Origin of the sequence: Bacteroides ihuae, from assembly GCF_900104585.1 — a bacterium.
GTDB classification, from domain to species: Bacteria; Bacteroidota; Bacteroidia; order Bacteroidales; family Bacteroidaceae; genus Bacteroides; species Bacteroides ihuae.
The window spans coordinates 38,025-57,284 of sequence record NZ_FNVX01000005.1 but is presented as its reverse complement, the minus strand read 5'-3'; the positions used below and the strand labels follow the sequence as shown (position 1 = coordinate 57,284).

Here is a 19,260-nt window from a genome sequence, read left to right as displayed (position 1 = left end):
TTATTTACCCAAGCACAATCTATTAATGTATTCCGTAAATTTGTCCTTATAGTTTTCTCCTATGGGAATATAAACGTTTCCATCAAAAATAATACGCAACCGAGAAATTTCTGCAATTTTTTTAAGATTGACAATATAAGAACGATGTACTCGCATAAACTGACCGGAAGGCAAACGTTCTTCGAGTTTCCTCATGCTTAATAAAGTCATCACCGGTTTATCTTCACCTTCAATAAAAATACGTACATACTCACTCATGCATTCTACATATTTTATATCATTGATATTAATTCGCACAATCTTATAATCAGCTTTAACAAACAAAGAGCTTTCGTCATTAAACACATTCGCTTCATTTTCACTACTACTGCTTGATTGATATTCAAGCTGTCTGCGGGCTTTATCTGCAGCTTTCAGGAAGTCTTGAAAACTAAATGGCTTAAGCAGATAATCAATTGCATCCACTTTAAAGCCCTCAATCGCATATTCTGAATAAGCTGTAGTAAATATAATAAGAGGCCGTACGACTAATGACCGCACAAAATCAAGCCCATTAAGATCAGGCATATTAATATCCACAAATATCAAGTCAATCTCTTCGGCAGCCAGTACTTCCATAGCATCAAAAGCATCCTGACAAGCTTTTACTTGCTGAAGAAAAGGAACTCTGGATATATATCCCGTCAGCTGGGTAAGAGCAAGCGGCTCATCGTCAATTGCAATACACTTAATCATACAATCGGAATTATTAATAATACATTAAAACTATCGGCTAACTGGTCTATAGAAAGCACGTAACTTTCGCCAAATAATAACCTCAAACGTTTTCTTATATTTTCCAGTCCTATGCCACCATGTTCATCGTGCTTATTAGAGCGACTATTAGAGCATTGAAATAGCAATTGTTCGCCTTCCAACTTCATACAGACATGAATAAAAGAATCTGACTGATAACTCACACCATGCTTAAAAGCATTTTCAACAAAGGAGATAAACAGCAACGGAGGAATTTGAACATCAGGGAAATCGACAGGCATACTCACTTCGATGTTTACTTTTTCTGTATACCGAAGCTTCATTAAGCCTATATAGTTATTTAAGAAACGTATCTCTCTGGATAACAGAATTGTTTTATTGCTCGATTCATAAAGAACATAGCGCATCATCTTGGACAATTCCACAATCGTCTTTTTTGCTTTCTCGGCATCAATATCCACCAATGCATGAATGTTATTCAATGTATTCATGAAAAAATGCGGATTTATCTGGTATTTCAGATATTCCAATTCTGTTTGCAAGTTGTGACGCTCCAATTCTTTCATCGTCTCTTCATCTCGCAGAGATTTAAATAATAACTTTACAGCTATATTAAAACCTACAACTAAAATTGCAATTAGAAAGCGTCCATAAAATGGCCCCATCATCATACTCGGAAATAGAAAAGGCTTGCTTTTCAAACGTTTATCCGGTGGATAGTCTCCACGCTCCTGCTTATCTGGTTTCTTCATTTCTGCACTCTCCACATCTGGAGGTATGCGTTGCCAAGTACGTTCTACCGGCTCAGGTTTCCTTCTCTCACGGAACTCATCACGTCGTAGATCAGAATCACGTGGAGAAGTCCCTAATGACGAAAGTCCTAGAATGACTACTACTGTACAAATCACAGATAACGCATACGCTATATAACGCTTACGAAACAGTAAATGAGGAGCCAGTAAATAGTTGTTAGTGGCAAAGATAAATAAAAAGGGCACAATACTTAGCCAAAAATGGGCAACCATGTCCCACTTATAAGAAGATTCTCTGCCTGAATAAATAGACAGATAGCTCCCTAATACTGGTAGAAGGAAAACAACAAGCCAAAGGGTTGCATATATTAGAATCTCTAGGAGATGCCGCTTTCGTAGTTTCATATTATAGAAAATCATCAATTTCACAAAAATAACTCTCTCAAAGATACAGAACAAATGAAATCGACAAAATTCTTGATTTCATCGGTAAAACCAGAAAGCCGCCCTTAGCCAAACAGGCTTTTACCATCTGCCACCACCTCCGCCACCAGAGCTGGTACTACCAATTTGGGTAACAACAGAAGTAGCTGTAAAAGTAGCAAGTTGAGTACCGACTGCATAGGTTGCACCCGAAAGGTAGCCATGAAAATCTGTTCCACCTGAAACTGTTCCGCCTGAATAGATTGTATAACTCCCACCTGAAATCAGACTCGGACTACTAAACAACAAAGTCATTTGTGAATAACTTCGGGGAAGTTTATAGTTAAGAATGCTCTCTCCACCAGAAGATACAATACTAATATATTGTCCGGATGTGCCCGAACCTCCATAAATAACAGAACGCTGAGTACTAACACTTGAAGTAGGCGTACTGCTTGCGCCTCCAACGCCTAAAATAGTACCGCCGGTAATTTTAAAAGTATTTTGATCACAGTCAAAACCTTCTTCAGGACTAGTCGTTCCCGAAGAAACAATGAGTCCTCCTGTGATAGTCAAAGTCCCGTTGGAATCAATGCCATCATTGTTTGAACTATAGCAATAGATAGTGCCACCATTTATCACCAAACTTCCTGTCGCATTGATGCAATCATCATAAGAAGTCACTGCTATGTTTCCATCATTAATAGTAAGTATGCTTTTGCTCTCTATGCCTTCGCTACCATCACCTCCTTTTGTTGTTACCACAATATCACCTCCGTTTATAGTCACATTCCCATAGCCTTTTATTCCTTTCGCCGAAGCAGCAGTTGTAGTGATAGTCACCGCTCCTGAATTAATGGTCACAACTCCTTCCTCACAGTTTATTCCTTCATCTGTTGAAGTAATGGTTACCGTTCCTCCATCTATAAGTACAGCTTCATTGGTGTGAATTCCATCTGTTGCAGCTGCAGCCACTGTAACAGTAGCCCCTGAACGGACAAGTACATAGTCATCACTACAAATGCCATGCTTATATTTTCCGGTAACAGTCAAGCTCCCGCTACCACTAAAGATAAGCTGTCCCTCACTAAACAGACAAGCTTTCTGGTCTTCCGTACTCGATGCATACGATTTGCTATCGGTCAATTTGTTCGTTGTTCCGTCAGCAAGTACAGCAAATACTCGTTTATGCGATTGTACATTAATGGCAGGCCCTGAAGAAGAAGTTATATCAACTCCATTCAACGTAAGCTTGAATTTATAATCACTATAGATTTTGAATGATCCGGAAGTCGTTGTTCCACTCAACAGATACTCCACCCCTTCCACAGTAGAAGTAATCACAACATCTGCCCCTGATTGAGAAACAGAGACCCCTGTTACAGAATTTGTCACTGTGGCCGATGTTCCTGAAAAAGAAACAGAAACTGTAGTGCCAAAAACAGAATTTTCTACCAGATCGTCTTCAGTTGACTCTGTTACCTCCTCACTGTTATCTCCATTATTGTCTTCATCCTCTTCAGAATCACTGGTGCAAGCCATGCAAAAAGCAACTGCTACCAAAGTCAACAAAATAAGCAATAAATATTTTTTCATAAAGTAACGGATTTAAAATTTTAAAGAATATCCCAGACCTAACACATGACCATCATCTTCGTCATCGTCTGTCTGAGATTGGTAACGATAAAACAAGTCAAACGTGCTACGCTTATTCAATTTATATTCTGAGCCCAATGTATATCGGGTCTTGTCCAAACCGTTCCCTTCCGGATTATTCAACGTATGATAAAGTTCAACAGAAGTATACGGACTTAATTTCGATTTTGCTATATTATAAGAAAACTGTAATCGAGACCGCAACACATCTTTAGGATTAGCACGAGTAGACGTGGACGAAACTCCCACACGATAGGTATGCTGATAGCGTTCGCGCAAAGAGACTGTCAATCGTTTCCACTCGTAAGATCCGGTGCCATATAGACTATAGCGATGCCCTACTTCCCATTCTCGTTTAGGATGATTGAAGTTAATATAACTATACACACCACCTATTTTCAGATATTGATTGACCCGATAAGATAAATCAGCAGAAGCCGACCAACGGTCGATTGTCTTGCTATCATCACGGGTGCGAAATTCGCCTTCAAAGGCCGCATTAAATCCCGGAAAGATTTTCTTTTTGACTTCCAAACTTGTCCAAATGCCAAAATCACTTTGAGCATACGTCCCTACAGAGAGGCTTAGCAAAAAAGCTAACAGAAGAAATCGGTTATTATTCATTTTCACGTGGCATTCGGGTTAATGTATCAATTGTATTCACTTCGTCACAAATAGGTTCATAGTAAACTTTGACCATCGCACTGTCGCGCAGGAAGTCAATGTATCCTACCTCTACTTTTGAAATAGGAAGTCCTGTGCGCTGTTTCAAGTCTTGCAACAATTCAGACTGTTTCTCTGGTTTAATCAAATCAATGCGATCATATTGTATTAATTTGCACGACACATGCTTGAGCCATCGGTTGCTCTCGCACACCCATACACAGAGAATAAATATCAGATTAGTAGCCAAAAGTTCGGTATAGCTAATTTCCACAGCCAAAGCATTGATAACCGAGATAGCTATAATGACAAACAAATAGGTCATTTCACGAATAGGCACAGACTCTGTGCGATAACGAATAATACCAAAGATAGCAAACAACCCCAAAGCAAAACCAATCTTTAGCTTTACGCTTCCCAGCAAGAAAATCAGAAAAAACACACTTATACTAATTAACGTAAAGGTAAAGTAATAATCTCGCCGTTTACTTTTAGCATAATAGAAGAAATGAATGATGCAGAACACCACAGCCAAGTTAAAAGCAAAGCGAAGCAGCAACTGTACGAATCCCAAACTATCCATAAGTGGTGCTTCTAATAAAGTTATATCATTCAATTCATCCATTGGTTCTAAGATATTAGTTTATATTTTATCGTTTTATTTCATTTTGAATTCGTTTCACCTGCCTTAATTTGGGTTTAAACCGATTGTATTTCAGTTCAGGATCAGTTAATATCGAACCCAGACAATATTTGCTTATGCTAGCAGACTTGATATGCAAATCACGCAGTACCTCTCGAATTGGAGAATACTGATGTCCATCACGTTTCAGCTCAATAATAACGACTCCCCCCATTTCTGCTTCATGCCCATTTGACAGATTCCGGAAACAAACATTAGTATCAATTGTTAAGCGTTCCGTCATTGCCTTATTAACCAGTGTGATCCGTTTGAAATTGTTTTCTATTTGACCATTCAACACCGATAAATCATACCTGGCATGTTTGTGCAAAAAGTCGTTGGCTCCCTCTTTAGCCAAAGTCGTACAACCACTTACACGAATACGTTTTTTGTCTGTTCGTCCTTTGTTGTTTTTATTCTTCACCTCAAGGAAAGTGAGTCCCGAATCTACATAGGTACGCACACGAATCTTCTCACGAACAGCCCTGCCACTTTGGTGAGCCAAAAACATAGATTTTTCAGGCGTATCAAGATATACTGTACTATAAGAAATGTTGCGTTGACCATCAACCTCCTGTATCCGATAATCATTTGCGGCCAGCCGAAGTATAACAGGTAACACATCCAGAGAAGTTATATACTTCGTATCTGTACGATTCATTAATTGCACAGCACTCATCTCTTCCAACGATACAGGTTTTAAACCGGAAAGAAGTCCATCTGCAAGGCATAATATTTTTTTCGTCATACGTGTTACAATAATGCTACGAAATTATAGATAAGAAAATCTAATAAGAAATAGAATCAACCAACAGGCCCTTTTTATAGGTGATCCTGTTTTTTTGTTCAGTGAACGGAGGTATCGCTTTTTCTTAATTAGTATACTTCAATTGCTCAAAAAATATAATATTGTGCGTTTTTTAAGCATATTTCTTTGCAGAATCAACTGTTTGCGTAAATTTGCACGCTGATAGTTAATGTACTACTGAAATACTAATACTAAAATTAATAACATGAGTTTGAAAATTGTTGTATTGGCAAAACAAGTTCCCGACACACGTAACGTTGGGAAAGATGCCATGAAAGCCGACGGAACTATTAATCGCGCGGCACTACCTGCCATCTTCAACCCTGAAGACCTTAATGCACTAGAGCAGGCTCTTCGATTGAAAGATGCTCATCCCGGTTCAACGGTTACTATCCTCACTATGGGGCCGGGGCGTGCCGCTGAAATTATTCGTGAAGGACTTTTCCGTGGTGCCGACAACGGCTATTTGCTTACCGACCGTGCGTTTGCAGGAGCAGATACTTTGGCTACTTCGTATGCTTTGGCCACTGCCATTAAGAAAATCGGAGCATGCGATGTCATCATCGGAGGCCGACAAGCCATTGATGGAGACACAGCTCAAGTTGGTCCACAGGTAGCAGAGAAGTTAGGTATGACACAAATCACCTATGCTGAGGAGATTATACAAGTTACCGATGGCCGCATCAAAGTAAAACGACACATAGATGGAGGAGTTGAAACAGTTGAGGGTCCTCTTCCTATCGTAATCACAGTGAATGGATCGGCTGCTCCTTGTCGCCCTCGCAATGCCAAACTCGTTCAGAAGTATAAGCATGCCAAAACTATCACAGAGAAACAACAAGGTAATCTTGACTACACCGATTTATATGACAGACGTGACTACTTAAATCTGGTGGAATGGAGCGTGGCCGACGTTAATGGAGATCTTGCTCAATGTGGCCTTTCCGGCTCCCCTACAAAGGTAAAAGCCGTTCAAAACATTGTATTTCAGGCCAAAGAGAATAAAACCATTGGCAGCGGCGACCGAGAAATAGAAGACCTTATTGTTGAACTATTAGCTAATCACACCATCGGCTAAGCGACTAACTACTTATTGAGATGAATAATTTATTTGTATATTGTGAAATAGAAGAAGGAGTTGTGCTAGACGTCAGTCTGGAACTTCTAACCAAAGGGCGCTCACTAGCCAACCAATTGAAGTGTCAACTTGAAGCCATCGTTATCGGAAATGAGCTAAAAGGAATTGAGAAACACCTTATTCCTTATGGAGTAGACAAACTCCATGTATTCGAAGGCAAAGGGCTTTATCCTTATACTTCGCTTCCTCATACCTCCATTTTGGTAAACCTTTTTAAAGAAGAAAAACCGCAAATTTGCCTCATGGGTGCTACGGTTATCGGCCGTGATCTGGGACCTCGTGTTTCTTCTGCTCTAACTAGCGGACTGACAGCTGACTGTACAGCGCTCGAGATAGGAGATCATGAAGATAAAAAAGAAGGCAAGACCTACAAAAACCTTTTGTATCAGATTCGTCCGGCTTTCGGTGGAAATATTGTGGCCACTATCGTTAACCCCGACCATCGCCCTCAAATGGCAACCGTTCGCGAAGGTGTAATGAAAAAACAAATTCTTGCCTCTAACTATAAAGGTGAAGTCATTAACCATGACGTGAAAAAATATGTTGCCGACACCGACTATGTGATTGAGGTGATAGAACGACACGTTGAGAAAGCAAAGAATAACCTAAAAGGATCACCTATTATTATCTCAGGAGGTTATGGAGTAGGTTCTAAAGATAATTTCAAATTGCTTTTTGATCTGGCTAAAACACTGAACGCAGAAGTAGGTGCCAGCCGTGCGGCTGTTGATGCCGGCTTTGCCGATCATGATCGCCAAATTGGGCAGACCGGTGTTACCGTTCGCCCTAAACTCTACATTGCTTGTGGCATTTCCGGACAAATACAACATATTGCCGGAATGCAGGAAAGCTCTATGATTATCTCTATCAATAATGACCCCGAAGCACCAATCAATACCATAGCCGACTATGTGATTAATGGCACTGTGGAGGAAGTTATACCAAAGATGATTAAGTTCTATAAACAAAATTCAAAATAACAAATGGCTAACTTTTATACAGATACACCGGAACTCAAGCATCACTTGAACCATCCGTTAATGAAGAGAATTGTAGAGCTCAAAGAGAGAAGCTACACCGATAAAGAGAGTTACGAATATGCTCCTATAGACTTTGAAGACGCAATGGACAGCTACAATCAAGTATTAGAGATTGTAGGCGAAATCTGTGGAGACATTGTTGGCCCTAATGCGGAAGGCGTAGATCACGAAGGTCCTTCGGTTAATGGCGGACGAGTTACATATGCCAGCGGAACTACTGCGAATTTAGAAGCTTGTCGCAAAGCCGGATTGATGGGTATGGCTATGCCACGCCGTTTTGGCGGACTGAACTTTCCGGTTGTTCCTTACATCATGGCTGCCGATATAGTAAGTCGTAGCGATGCAGGATTTGAAAACTTGTGGGGATTGCAAGATTGCGCAGAAACCATTTACGAGTTTGCCAACGACGACCAGAAACAACGATATATTACCCGCGTTTGCCAAGGAGATACCATGTCTATGGACCTTACAGAGCCGGATGCTGGTTCCGACCTCCAATCGGTCATGCTTAAAGCTTCATATAGCGAAAAAGATAAATGCTGGTACTTGAACGGCGTAAAACGCTTCATCACCAATGGAGATGCTGATATTCACCTTGTACTTGCTCGTTCAGAAGAAGGTACGCACGATGGTCGTGGACTTTCCATGTTCATTTATGATAAACGCAATGGTGGTGTAGACGTTCGCCGCATTGAAAATAAAATGGGTATCAAAGGCTCTCCTACTTGCGAGTTGGTCTACAAAAATGCCAAAGCCGAACTTTGTGGCGACCGTAAGTTAGGTCTCATTAAGTACGTGATGGCGCTGATGAACGGAGCTCGTCTGGGTATTGCCGCTCAATCAGTTGGATTGTCTCATGCCGCTTACAATGAAGCATTGGCGTATGCGCAGGACCGCAAACAATTTGGCAAAGCCATTATCGAATTCCCTGCTGTTGCCGAGATTCTTTCATTAATGAAAGCTAAATTAGACGCTTCACGTACGTTGCTTTATGAAACAGCCCGCTTTGTCGATGTATATAAAGCACTCGATGATATATCAAAAGACCGTAAATTAACTCCTGAAGAACGCCAAGAGCAAAAACTATTTTCAAAATTAGCTGATAGTTTTACTCCGTTGGCTAAAGGTATAGGAAGTGAGTTTGCCAATCAAAATGCCTACGACTGTATTCAGATTCACGGCGGATCAGGATTTATGAAAGACTACGCTTGTGAACGTATCTACCGTGACTCACGTATTACTTCTATTTATGAAGGTACAACTCAGTTGCAAGTGGTTGCTGCGATTCGTTATGTAACTAACGGGGCCTATCTAGCTCGCATCCGCGAATACGAAGCAATGCCTGTATCCCCGGAATTCGAAGGTTTGAAAAACCGTCTGAAAGAAATGGCCAATAAATATGAAGTAGCCATGGCAGAAATCATCGAGACTAAAGACCAGGAATTACTGGATTTTTGTGCTCGTCGTTTGGTCGAAATGGCTGCTCATCTTATCATGTCATATCTTATCATTCAAGATGCATCTAAAAATGCCATCTTTGCAGAATCAGCACAAGTCTATGTTCGCTATGCTGAAGTAGAAATAGAAAAACATGTTATATTTATCAGTAAATTTGATAAAGACGATCTGGCTTATTACAGAAAATAAGTAGATAATATCTCAACTTAAAAGGCGTTCTCTTAAAAAGTTAAGACGAACGCCTTTTTTATGCAATTCTTCCTCACAAAACAGTCTTTTATTAGCATGTTAATAAAAATCTTCAAACGAAAAAGTTCCTGATAACTTACATAGTACACTTTCTAAAGAGAACTCACTACTTCAGCGTGGTTAATTAACTAGTTCAGTGCGGTGAAGTAGTTAATTAACCACGCTGATCTAGTTAGTTCACCAAACCCTTTGCTGGTGGGGCTTTGAGAGCTTTTCTAAACGTTGACAAAAGAACTCCCAATAGAATCCCTTTTGTCATCTAATATCTAATCCTTAATTCTAAAAATACGTAAACGACATATAATATCATTTAATAATAAGACTATATTATTCCTTTTTCTAATTTAATGAGCTTTATTTGTATATCAACTTAGCACAAGTACCAACCTTAAGAGATTAAACCTTATGAAATGCAAGCATTGGCTACTAATTGTAGTACTCTCTGTCATCACATTAAGTGTTAAAGCAGAAGGATGGATAAGAATTAACCAACTCGGATACTTGCCCCAATCCCGAAAAGTTGCTGTATTTATTAGTGAGCAGACAACAAGCGTAAAAGAATACGCTTTGATTGACGCATTCACCGGAAAAACGGCATGTACCTTTACCTCCCCCAAGGCAACAGGTAGAATAGGACGGATGGAGAGCACGTATCGATTGGACTTTAGCGACTTTAATCAACAAGGAACGTATTACCTGAAAGCTGGTGGGGCAGAATCCCCCCATTTCCCTATCAACAATCAAGTGTACAATGGGACAGCCGACTTTCTGCTGAACTACATGCGTCAACAAAGGTGCGGCTACAACCCATTCCTAAAAGACAGCTGCCACGTGCATGATGGCTACATTGTTTATCATCCCACAAAAACGGGCCAACATCTGGATGTTCGTGGAGGCTGGCACGATGCTTCAGACTATTTGCAGTACACCACCACATCGGCCAATGCGATGTACCAAATGATGTTTGCTTATCAACAAAACCCTGAATCATTTGCTGATGCTTACGATGCTGCGGGACTGCCAGGTGCAAACGGCATACCTGATATTGTAGATGAAATAAAATGGGGGTTGGACTGGCTCAACCGAATGAATCCGAGCAAAGGAGAACTCTATAATCAAATAGCAGACGATCGCGACCATGCCGGAATGAGACTACCCAATAAAGATGATGTTGACTATGGTTACGGCAAAGGCACTGGACGTCCAGTCTACTTTTGTAGTGGCGAAAAGCAGCAACGCGGAAAGTTTATGAATGCCACTACCGGTGTGGCCAGTACAGCCGGCAAGTTCGCTTCTTGTTTTACTTTAGGAGCAGAAATCTTGCAAAAATATTATCCGACTTTTGCTGCAGAAATAAGAGCCAAAGCTGAAGATGCTTACCAACAAGGTATAGACCAACCCGGAGCTTGCCAAACAGTTTCTGTGCTTTCACCATACATCTATGAAGAAGATAACTGGACGGACGATATGGAACTTGCTGCAACAGAACTTTACCGTGTTACAAGCGACAAGAAATATATGGATCAAGCCATCGAATACGGCCGTCGGGAGCCGGTTACTCCGTGGATGGGAGCCGACAGTGCTCGCCATTATCAATGGTATCCGTTTATGAGTATGGGGCACTACCGACTGGCCAATGCAGACAATAAACGCATCAGTCAGGAGTTTATCCGCAACATGCGTGCCGGCATCAGCCGAGTGTATGAGAAAGCAGTTGAAAGCCCATTCCTCTATGGCATCCCCACGATCTGGTGTTCAAACAACCTCACCACGGCTATGCTCACCCAGTGTCGCCTTTATCGTGAACTGACGGGAGACAATACGTACGAAGAAATGGAAGCCTCCCTGCGTGATTGGCTCTTCGGCTGCAATCCGTGGGGAACAAGTATGGTGGTTGAGTTACCTCTTTGGGGCGATTACCCCACCAAGCCTCACTCCTCTCTTATCAATGCAGGTGTCGGAAACACCACCGGCGGACTGGTAGATGGGCCTGTGTACACAACCATCTTTAAAGGTCTCAGGGGTGTACGCCTGGACGGAGGCGAAGAGTATGCTCTCTTTCAACCGGACAGAATGGTCTATCATGACGACACGCATGACTACGCCACCAACGAACCAACCATGGATGGCACAGCCTCCCTGACCTACTATCTTTCATCTCTCCAAAAAGAAGGAATGAAAGCAAGCAATGCAAGAAACGATAAAAACATTTATAGCAACGGTGGCATAGTACGAACGGATCCTTCAAAGAAACAAATTACACTCGTATTCACTGCTGCCGATAAAGCAGACGGTGCAGATGCAATCATAAGAACGCTAAAGAAACAAAAGATAAAAGGAGCATTCTTCTTTACCGGAGGCTTCTATAAACTATTCCCAAGCATTATCAGTCAACTGAAGGCCGAGGGACATTACGTAGGAGCGCATAGTTACGCTCACCCACTCTACTGCTCTTGGGAGAAGAGGGATTCTACTCTCATCAGTCATGAAGATTTCGTGAAGGACCTACAAGCAAACTACCAGATGATGAACAAAGCAGGTATAAAATATACCGATGCACCGTTTTTCATCCCACCGTATGAACATTACAATACTCAAATTGCTGCGTGGACAAAAAGCTTGGGTTTGCAACTAATCAACTTCACAGCCGGAACCATGACCAATGCAGATTATACCACTCCGGACATGAAGAACTACCGAAGCAGCAAAGAAATTTATGACAAAGTGATGGCCGTAGAAGCCAAAGAAGGATTAAATGGACACATCATGCTCATTCACTTTGGCACAGACGATAAGCGGACAGATAAATTCTATACCACTTACATGGAAAAGATGATTAAAACTCTCAAGAAAAAGGGATACTCCTTCGTTCCTCTGCAAGAGGCTATAGGGTTATAATGATATTCAAAAACTATATTTCACCCCCAAGAAATATAGTATAGTGAAAGGTTCGGGCTTGTGAAAGTCCGAACCTTATTTGTTATCACAAACTCAAGAGTTATGAGTGAAGCACTTTTATGAATTGATCAATATCTGTATCAGTAGTATCGAAAGAGGTTACCAAGCGAACTTCATTCTCCTCTTCCTTCCAGAAATAAAAGAAATAGGATTGCAGCAGCTTATCAATGACCTCACGCGGCATGGAAAGAAATAATTGATTGCTCTCTGCTTTCTGAGTAAAATGAACACCCTGAACAGACTTCAACTCTTGGTAAAGTCTTTGCGCCATCGCATTGGCATGAGTAGCGTTCTTCAACCAAAGATCATCAGTAAGATAAGCTGTGAACTGACACGACAGATAGCGCATCTTAGAAGCTAATTGAGCCGACTGCTTACGAATGAAACGAGCCTCAACTTTCAATGATTCATCGAACACTATCACGCATTCTCCCATCATCAAACCATTCTTTGTACCTCCAAAACTAAGTACGTCAATACCACAATCCACCGTCAACGCACGCAGAGAAACATTCAGTGCCGCACAAGCATTGGCTATTCTTGCTCCATCCATGTGCACACGCATGCCGTACTGATGGGCCAGTGCAGTAATGTCTTTTAGCTCATCAACGGTATAGATCGTGCCCAATTCGGTGCACTGCGACAAATAGATAGCACCCGGTTGCGAATGGTGTTGGTCGCCAAAGCCATGTAGATAAGGTTGTATCAACTCTGGTGTAAGTTTGCCGTCAGAAGTAGCGATAGGACGTATCTGTGCTCCGGTGCTCTTCACCGGAGACCCACATTCGTCCACATAGATATGCGCTGTTTCGGCACAAATGATGGAGTGGTAAGATCGTACCATTAATTGAAGTGCCACAATGTTACTTCCGGTACCATTAAACACAAACAAGGGTTCGCAATCGGGAGTGAATGTCTCTTTGATCTTCGCTACAGCCTCTTCTGTCCAGCGGTCATCACCATAACCTAACGCATGGTTTTCATTAGCCCGGCTCAACGCTTCCATCACCAATGGATGCACTCCGGAATTATTATCAGATGCAAAACTTCTCATATCTTTTCTTTTAAATAAGGCTGCAAAGTAAAAGATTTATGAGCAAAAAAACTAGTTCAGAACTCTTTCTTTCTTTTGGCTGCCCTCAATAAATGATCCAAACCAAGCAAAACCAGTACAAGCACTGCTATGTAACCATAAAAACCTATCATAGAGAATGATTCGGAGGTATTCACCTGAGGCATAAAGTCACTCCACCTAATATTCATACGAAAAGCAAGTACGTAAACAGCCAGAGCTATCAACAATAAAGAGGTAGTGATAAGCAAAACAGAGCCTGCCATAGCTTTGCGCTTACGCTGTCTAAGGGCTTCTACATGTACCTGTTCCATCATCCGAAAAGTGAAGTTAGAAGATAAACTCCCCTGACATCTACTTTCAAGAGCCTGCCTCAGTGCGCTATTTGTATTCTTATCTGTTTCCATATTATTCTCCTTTCCACAAGGATGTATTATCCTTTTTACTCATTAACAAATATATTTTCTTACGGGTGCGATGCAGCTTAACCTTTACATTAGAAGTAGTCAGATTCAACACCTCGCCCACCTCCTCTACTGATTTCTGTTCGTAATAAAAAAGCGTAATAATGGCTTTTTCTTCTGCGTTCAACAGCTCAATTGCCTGAATCAAAGCAGTTATACGCTCTTCGTCATCAGTGGGACAAAGTATCTCCTCCGCTTTCTCATCTGGCACATTATTTATTGTACTGTCTTCTATATATAAAAACTCCTGCCGTTTTTTCCTAGTGAATGATATCGTTATGTTATAAGCAATCCGATATAACCACGTAGAAAAACGACTCTCTCCTTTATAAGATCCCAAATTGCGGTACGCCTTCAAGAAAGTATCCTGCACCAACTCTTCTGCATCTTCGGGACACGAAATCATCTGCACAATCAGTGAATAGATGGGACGGTTATAACGATCGAGAAGAACTGCGTAGAGTTCTGTTTCCCCATCGAGTATTCGTTGAATGTACCGTGTTTCGTCTTTCGCTTCCATGCATATTTATGAATGTACTCCGTTAGACGCAGCTCAACGGAAAAGGTTACAAGTCTAAAGCATGAATTATTTCCATACTATTATAGTTAGCCCGATAGATGTGTTTTCCTACACAACAGAAGCTCAATAATGAGATAAGATCCACTCCCAACAGACATCTTTATTGCCCAAAACATCCAACCAAGATGGAGTTAAAAGAACAGTAGGAATCAAAGATGCTTCTGCACACTTAGCAATATTAGGACGAGTAAATACTTTATGGCTAATAGTTCCCCTAATATTTGTATTGGGTAACTCCCAATATAATATGTCTCCATAATTGCAAGGTTTATACGAACTTGCACTCCCAATAACAATACCAATATCATTGTCCATCACTGTTGAAATTAGCAGCCCCGCACTACTATATGTTTTAGCATTCTGAATAAAAACAATATTACCCTCAAAAATTAATTTATTATCTCTATTCTGTCTAAAGTATTCCTTTCCTTTCCCCGGCATAGAATCTTTTTTACTTATCAAAGAAGACAAGAAGGCACTACTATAGATTTTCCCTATTTTATAAGAATTTTCATGCCCCAACAAAGCTTGTTTATATTTATCCGCTAACGAGGGATAAGTCTCTTCCCATAGTTTAGAAAAACGGATTGAAGAACTAAACCTTTTTATATCTTCGTAAGGTTTTAGCCATGAAAGTAGAACATCACACAATCTACTATTACCTCCCGAGTTGTCCCTTACGTCAATTACTAATGTCTGAATTTTCTCTTCTCTAATTTTTTTAAACATATCAGCTAAAAAATCATCAAAGCGAGGAACTTGCGACAACTTCTCTTCTATAGCTTCTTTCGATATTCTATTTTCAGCTTTAATCATATTATATTGAGAACGTAATGAGCTTTGATCCACACAAGCATTAAATTGAAGATAACAAATATTTTTCTCCGGCAACACTTCGTAAAGGAAGGGTAATTTCGTATTTTTTCTTATCGAATTGGATGACTCGTTATTAGACAACACAGATAGATTTATATCTTTTTTTGAGATAGGGCGAATGGGGATCATACTCCCATCAGAAAATTTAAAATGCAAAGTAGAGTCTGGCAAACAATATATATGATCCTTCCATACAGAATACAATTGCATAAAGCTTTCAACCTTATCATAGAAGTATGTATCATTATCGCTGCTGATCAAGGTTCTAAAGCTATCTATCACTTTCAATGTCTTTTGATTATTTATTTCAACGATTTCCTTTCCTAACGAAGCCTTATATTCTTGATTAACACCTCTCAAATAAACTTTTCCGTTCTCCTTAAATAACATAAAAGGATAAATTAGATTCTTGTTGATAACTGGCAATAAAGTGGTGTGCCCATCATTTAATTGAGTCGCAATGGATTGCAAGTAAGTTCTAAGCTGTGCAATAGAAGAGCATGACTTTCCCCACTCATACCCTACTCTTTTTAAACTATCAATATTAAATGGAGGAATAAACTCTGATGAAAAAGCGGGATGAGATTCCTTTAGCATATCTAAAAAAAGAAGTAAATCTTTCTGGTAATCATCTCCATCTTGATACATTGCTAATTTAGCAATCTCATCGTTCATGTATTTTCTTGTAGTTTGCGCATTAGCTGCAAAGATATTAAACAGGCAAAAAGATACAATCAGCATTTTATACACTCTCATAGATATTATTATTAAAGGTTTATTGAAGGCAGTATTATTTCATCATTGAGGAGATCCAAATGCTTGATGCATGCATACCTTGCATCTCATCTCTCATAGTGCTATTATTAAACACTCAAAGATAATTATTTTTAATCAAACAGAAAAAAATAGAAGAATTATTCTACAAATAATCAATTGATTGCTATTATTCAATAGACCCAAACAACGATTTTATTAAAAAGCTTGTAACCTTTCCAATTCTTCTGCGTCAAACAGTGCAAAGAACAGCAGTATTCACTTTAATACAGTACAATTATGATGGATTTTATTATGGCCCCCCTTATTGTGGGCATCGTTACTTTAGGTATTTATAAATTATTTGAACTCTTCGTGCGCAAACGCGAACGCTTAGCCATTATTGAGAAACTAAATGAAAAGTTTATTGATTTTTCTTCTCTCGAGAAATTTTCTCTACCGCAATTTGTGCAAAGTAAATTTTCATTTAGCGCACTAAAAGCAGGGTGTTTGCTCATGGGAGTGGGCTTAGGACTTCTACTCGGTTTTCTAATTTGTGCGAACTATTTTCCTTATTACGGAACAGAGATGCAAGATCATAGCTGGGAGGTTCGACAAATTTCAGGTGTTGTGTACGGTTCTTGCGTACTATTCTTTGGAGGTGCCGGATTAATCCTGGCCTTCATTATAGAGATGAAGAGCAGTAAGCAAAAGAAGGAAGAGGAAGTTAACAAATAAGGCATAAGATTCCAAGAGGAACTCCTTTGAGGAGTTTCTCGGGGAGTCTGTTAATTAAGAGAAGGTGTTAACCAATATAAACATTGACACACAAATACATGTAAAGCTCTTCCCCCTCTTGCTCAAATTCAATCTTGTTTTCGCGTGCCAGCCAACCAATAGCAGCACCAAGTTCTTTGTCCTTTAGGCCCGATTTTTTCTTCAAATCATCGTAACTCCAATTGGCATTATCACTAAGTATCTGCCAAATCTTTCCTGCATTGCAGCCAATTTCTCTTTTATCCATCTCACCAATCATTTAAAAAGTTAAAACTATAGTTCGGCTAATGTTTTGATATAAAGAAAACAATAAATAGACAGAAAGGTTATTACATAAGCAATAAAAGTCTATTTCAAAGCAGCTATTTAACACTATCACAAACTTTTCCCAACAAACAATAAAAAGCTAGAATACAGCATTTTAAGCAAAAAGGCTGCTTCCTTTTAACAGGAAGCAGCCTTTTAATTTTATTTTTATCAGAGAAAAATGAGTTTACATCATGCCACCCATACCGCCCATTCCGGGAGCACCCATAGGCATTTCTGGCTTATCTTCCTTCTTCTCTACTATAACACATTCAGTAGTAAGGAACATGCTTGCAATAGAAGCCGCATTTTCCAAAGCTACACGAGCTACTTTAGCAGGATCTACGACACCTGCAGCATGCATATTTTCGTATACATCGGTACGAGCATTGTATCCGAAGTCACCTTTACCTTCACGTACTTTCTGAACAACAACTGCACCTTCTTTGCCTGCATTGAATACAATCTGACGAAGAGGTTCTTCAATGGCACGTTTGATGATTTCAATACCGGTTGTTTCATCCAAGTTATCACCCTTCAAGCCTTCTAAAGCTTCGATGGCACGGATGTAAGCTACACCACCACCGGGAACAATACCTTCTTCGATAGCTGCACGAGTTGCACAAAGTGCATCGTCAACGCGATCTTTCTTCTCTTTCATTTCCACTTCAGAGCCAGCACCTACATAAAGTACAGCTACACCACCTGACAACTTAGCCAAACGTTCCTGAAGTTTTTCACGATCGTAATCAGAAGTGGTGCTCTTTATTTGAGCTTTGATCTGACCAATACGTGTTTCAATATTTTCTTTTGCACCTGCACCGTTTACGATGGTAGTGTTATCTTTAGAAATTGTTACTTTGTCGCAAGTACCAAGCATCTCTAGAGTAGCTTGTTCTAGTTTCAAACCTTTTTCTTCGCTGATAACCAAACCACCTGTCAGGATAGCAATATCTTCAAGCATTTCTTTTCTGCGATCACCAAAGCCCGGAGCTTTCACTGCACAAATCTTCAATTGAGAACGCAAACGGTTAACTACCAGAGTAGTCAATGCTTCGCTATCTACATCTTCGGCAATGATCAACAATGGACGACCGGTTTGAACGGCAGGTTCCAAAATAGGAAGCATATCTTTCAAATTAGAGATCTTCTTATCATAGATAAGGATATATGGTTTCTCCATTTCGCACTCCATCTTTTCAGTGTTAGTTACGAAATAAGCAGAAAGATAACCGCGGTCGAACTGCATACCTTCTACCAAACCGATAGTAGTATCTGTACCCTTAGCTTCTTCAATAGTGATCACACCATCTTTAGAAACTTTACGCATAGCATCGGCAATCAGTTTACCTATTGTAGGATCATTATTAGCAGAAACAGTAGCAACCTGCTCTATCTTATCATAGTTGTCTCCAACTTTTTCGGCTTGTGCTTTGATCGCTTCAACTACTTTGATGACAGCTTTGTCAATACCACGTTTCAAATCCATTGGATTAGCACCGGCAGTTACATTCTTCACTCCTTCGGCTACGATAGCTTGAGCCAAAACGGTAGCTGTAGTAGTACCATCACCAGCATCGTCGCCTGTTTTTGAAGCAACTTCTTTCACTAATTGAGCACCAGTGTTCTGGAAAGGATCAGACAATTCAATTTCTTTAGCAACCGTCACACCATCTTTGGTAATCTGAGGAGCACCAAATTTCTTTTCAATGATAACGTTACGACCTTTCGGGCCGAGAGTTACTTTCACTGCATTTGCAAGCTCGTCAACACCTTTTTTCAGTTGGTCGCGGGCACTAACATTGAATAATATTTCTTTTGCCATAATGTTTTTACAATTTTATTGTTT

General features: G+C 40.1%; 17 protein-coding genes. 5 read left to right on the top strand and 12 right to left on the bottom strand.

Translation table 11 applies throughout. The features are described 5' to 3' along the window. From BQ5338_RS05985 to BQ5338_RS05960, 6 genes are all read right to left on the bottom strand, one after another. Positions 1-735 (bottom strand): LytR/AlgR family response regulator transcription factor, encoded by a 735-nt coding sequence (locus BQ5338_RS05985; protein WP_071145947.1) that lies wholly within the window; start codon positions 733-735, stop codon positions 1-3. Beyond that, complete coding sequence (locus BQ5338_RS05980) at positions 732-1,913, bottom strand: sensor histidine kinase (RefSeq protein ID WP_071146800.1); 1,182 nt, start codon at positions 1,911-1,913, stop codon at positions 732-734. Before BQ5338_RS05980 ends, BQ5338_RS05985 begins: the two co-directional genes overlap by 4 nt. Before the next feature lie 120 nt (positions 1,914-2,033). Continuing rightward, on the bottom strand, positions 2,034-3,473 hold the full coding sequence (locus tag BQ5338_RS05975; protein WP_235816408.1) for a carbohydrate-binding domain-containing protein: 1,440 nt from the start codon (positions 3,471-3,473) through the stop codon (positions 2,034-2,036). Between the two features lie 66 nt (positions 3,474-3,539). After that, positions 3,540-4,211: a DUF2490 domain-containing protein gene (locus BQ5338_RS05970; RefSeq protein ID WP_071145945.1), complete on the bottom strand. Its 672-nt coding sequence runs from the start codon at positions 4,209-4,211 to the stop codon at positions 3,540-3,542. Next, positions 4,204-4,875 (bottom strand): DUF4956 domain-containing protein, encoded by a 672-nt coding sequence (locus BQ5338_RS05965; protein ID WP_071145944.1) that lies wholly within the window; start codon positions 4,873-4,875, stop codon positions 4,204-4,206. Before BQ5338_RS05965 ends, BQ5338_RS05970 begins: the two co-directional genes overlap by 8 nt. A 25-nt stretch (positions 4,876-4,900) precedes the next feature. Beyond that, a complete protein-coding gene (locus BQ5338_RS05960) occupies positions 4,901-5,680 on the bottom strand; it encodes a polyphosphate polymerase domain-containing protein (RefSeq protein WP_071145943.1) in 780 nt (259 codons plus the stop codon). A 265-nt stretch (positions 5,681-5,945) separates the two neighbouring features. On the opposite strand from BQ5338_RS05960, the gene BQ5338_RS05955 reads away from it, so the two are divergent. The 4 genes from BQ5338_RS05955 (at position 5,946) to BQ5338_RS05940 (ending at position 12,523) form a co-directional block, all read left to right on the top strand. Next, entirely contained in the window at positions 5,946-6,818 is an 873-nt protein-coding gene (locus BQ5338_RS05955) for an electron transfer flavoprotein subunit beta/FixA family protein (protein WP_071145942.1), read from the top strand. A gap of 20 nt (positions 6,819-6,838) precedes the next feature. Further along, a complete protein-coding gene (locus BQ5338_RS05950; protein ID WP_071145941.1) occupies positions 6,839-7,858 on the top strand; it encodes an electron transfer flavoprotein subunit alpha/FixB family protein in 1,020 nt (339 codons plus the stop codon). A gap of 3 nt (positions 7,859-7,861) precedes the next feature. Continuing rightward, positions 7,862-9,565, top strand: a complete 1,704-nt coding sequence (locus BQ5338_RS05945; RefSeq protein ID WP_071145940.1) for an acyl-CoA dehydrogenase family protein — start codon at positions 7,862-7,864, stop codon at positions 9,563-9,565. A 465-nt stretch (positions 9,566-10,030) separates the two neighbouring features. Further along, positions 10,031-12,523 (top strand): bifunctional glycoside hydrolase family 9 protein/polysaccharide deacetylase, encoded by a 2,493-nt coding sequence (locus BQ5338_RS05940; protein WP_071145939.1) that lies wholly within the window; start codon positions 10,031-10,033, stop codon positions 12,521-12,523. A 100-nt stretch (positions 12,524-12,623) separates the two neighbouring features. Here the strand turns inward: BQ5338_RS05940 and BQ5338_RS05935 are convergent, their stop codons facing one another. The 4 genes from BQ5338_RS05935 to BQ5338_RS05920 form a co-directional block, all read right to left on the bottom strand. Next, positions 12,624-13,637, bottom strand: coding sequence for a threonine aldolase family protein (locus BQ5338_RS05935; RefSeq protein WP_071145938.1), 1,014 nt, complete (start codon positions 13,635-13,637; stop codon positions 12,624-12,626). Positions 13,638-13,693: 56 nt separating this feature from the next. Then, positions 13,694-14,062 carry a hypothetical protein gene (locus BQ5338_RS05930; RefSeq protein ID WP_071145937.1) on the bottom strand — a complete coding sequence of 123 codons (369 nt, stop codon included), beginning with the start codon at positions 14,060-14,062 and terminating at the stop codon, positions 13,694-13,696. Between the two features lies 1 nt (position 14,063). After that, positions 14,064-14,639, bottom strand: coding sequence for an RNA polymerase sigma factor (locus BQ5338_RS05925; RefSeq protein ID WP_071145936.1), 576 nt, complete (start codon positions 14,637-14,639; stop codon positions 14,064-14,066). A 123-nt stretch (positions 14,640-14,762) separates the two neighbouring features. Beyond that, entirely contained in the window at positions 14,763-16,331 is a 1,569-nt protein-coding gene (locus tag BQ5338_RS05920) for a S41 family peptidase (protein WP_078063408.1), read from the bottom strand. 297 nt (positions 16,332-16,628) lie between these two features. Here BQ5338_RS05920 and BQ5338_RS05915 point away from each other — a divergent pair, with 297 nt between their 5' ends. Next, positions 16,629-17,066 (top strand): DUF6249 domain-containing protein, encoded by a 438-nt coding sequence (locus tag BQ5338_RS05915; RefSeq protein ID WP_139265198.1) that lies wholly within the window; start codon positions 16,629-16,631, stop codon positions 17,064-17,066. 67 nt (positions 17,067-17,133) lie between these two features. Here the strand turns inward: BQ5338_RS05915 and BQ5338_RS05910 are convergent, their stop codons facing one another. Both BQ5338_RS05910 and groL read right to left on the bottom strand, forming a co-directional pair. After that, positions 17,134-17,352, bottom strand: a complete 219-nt coding sequence (locus BQ5338_RS05910) for a winged helix-turn-helix domain-containing protein (RefSeq protein ID WP_071146799.1) — start codon at positions 17,350-17,352, stop codon at positions 17,134-17,136. A gap of 246 nt (positions 17,353-17,598) precedes the next feature. After that, positions 17,599-19,236 carry a chaperonin GroEL gene (gene groL, locus BQ5338_RS05905; protein ID WP_071145933.1) on the bottom strand — a complete coding sequence of 546 codons (1,638 nt, stop codon included), beginning with the start codon at positions 19,234-19,236 and terminating at the stop codon, positions 17,599-17,601. Positions 19,237-19,260 lie beyond the last annotated feature (24 nt).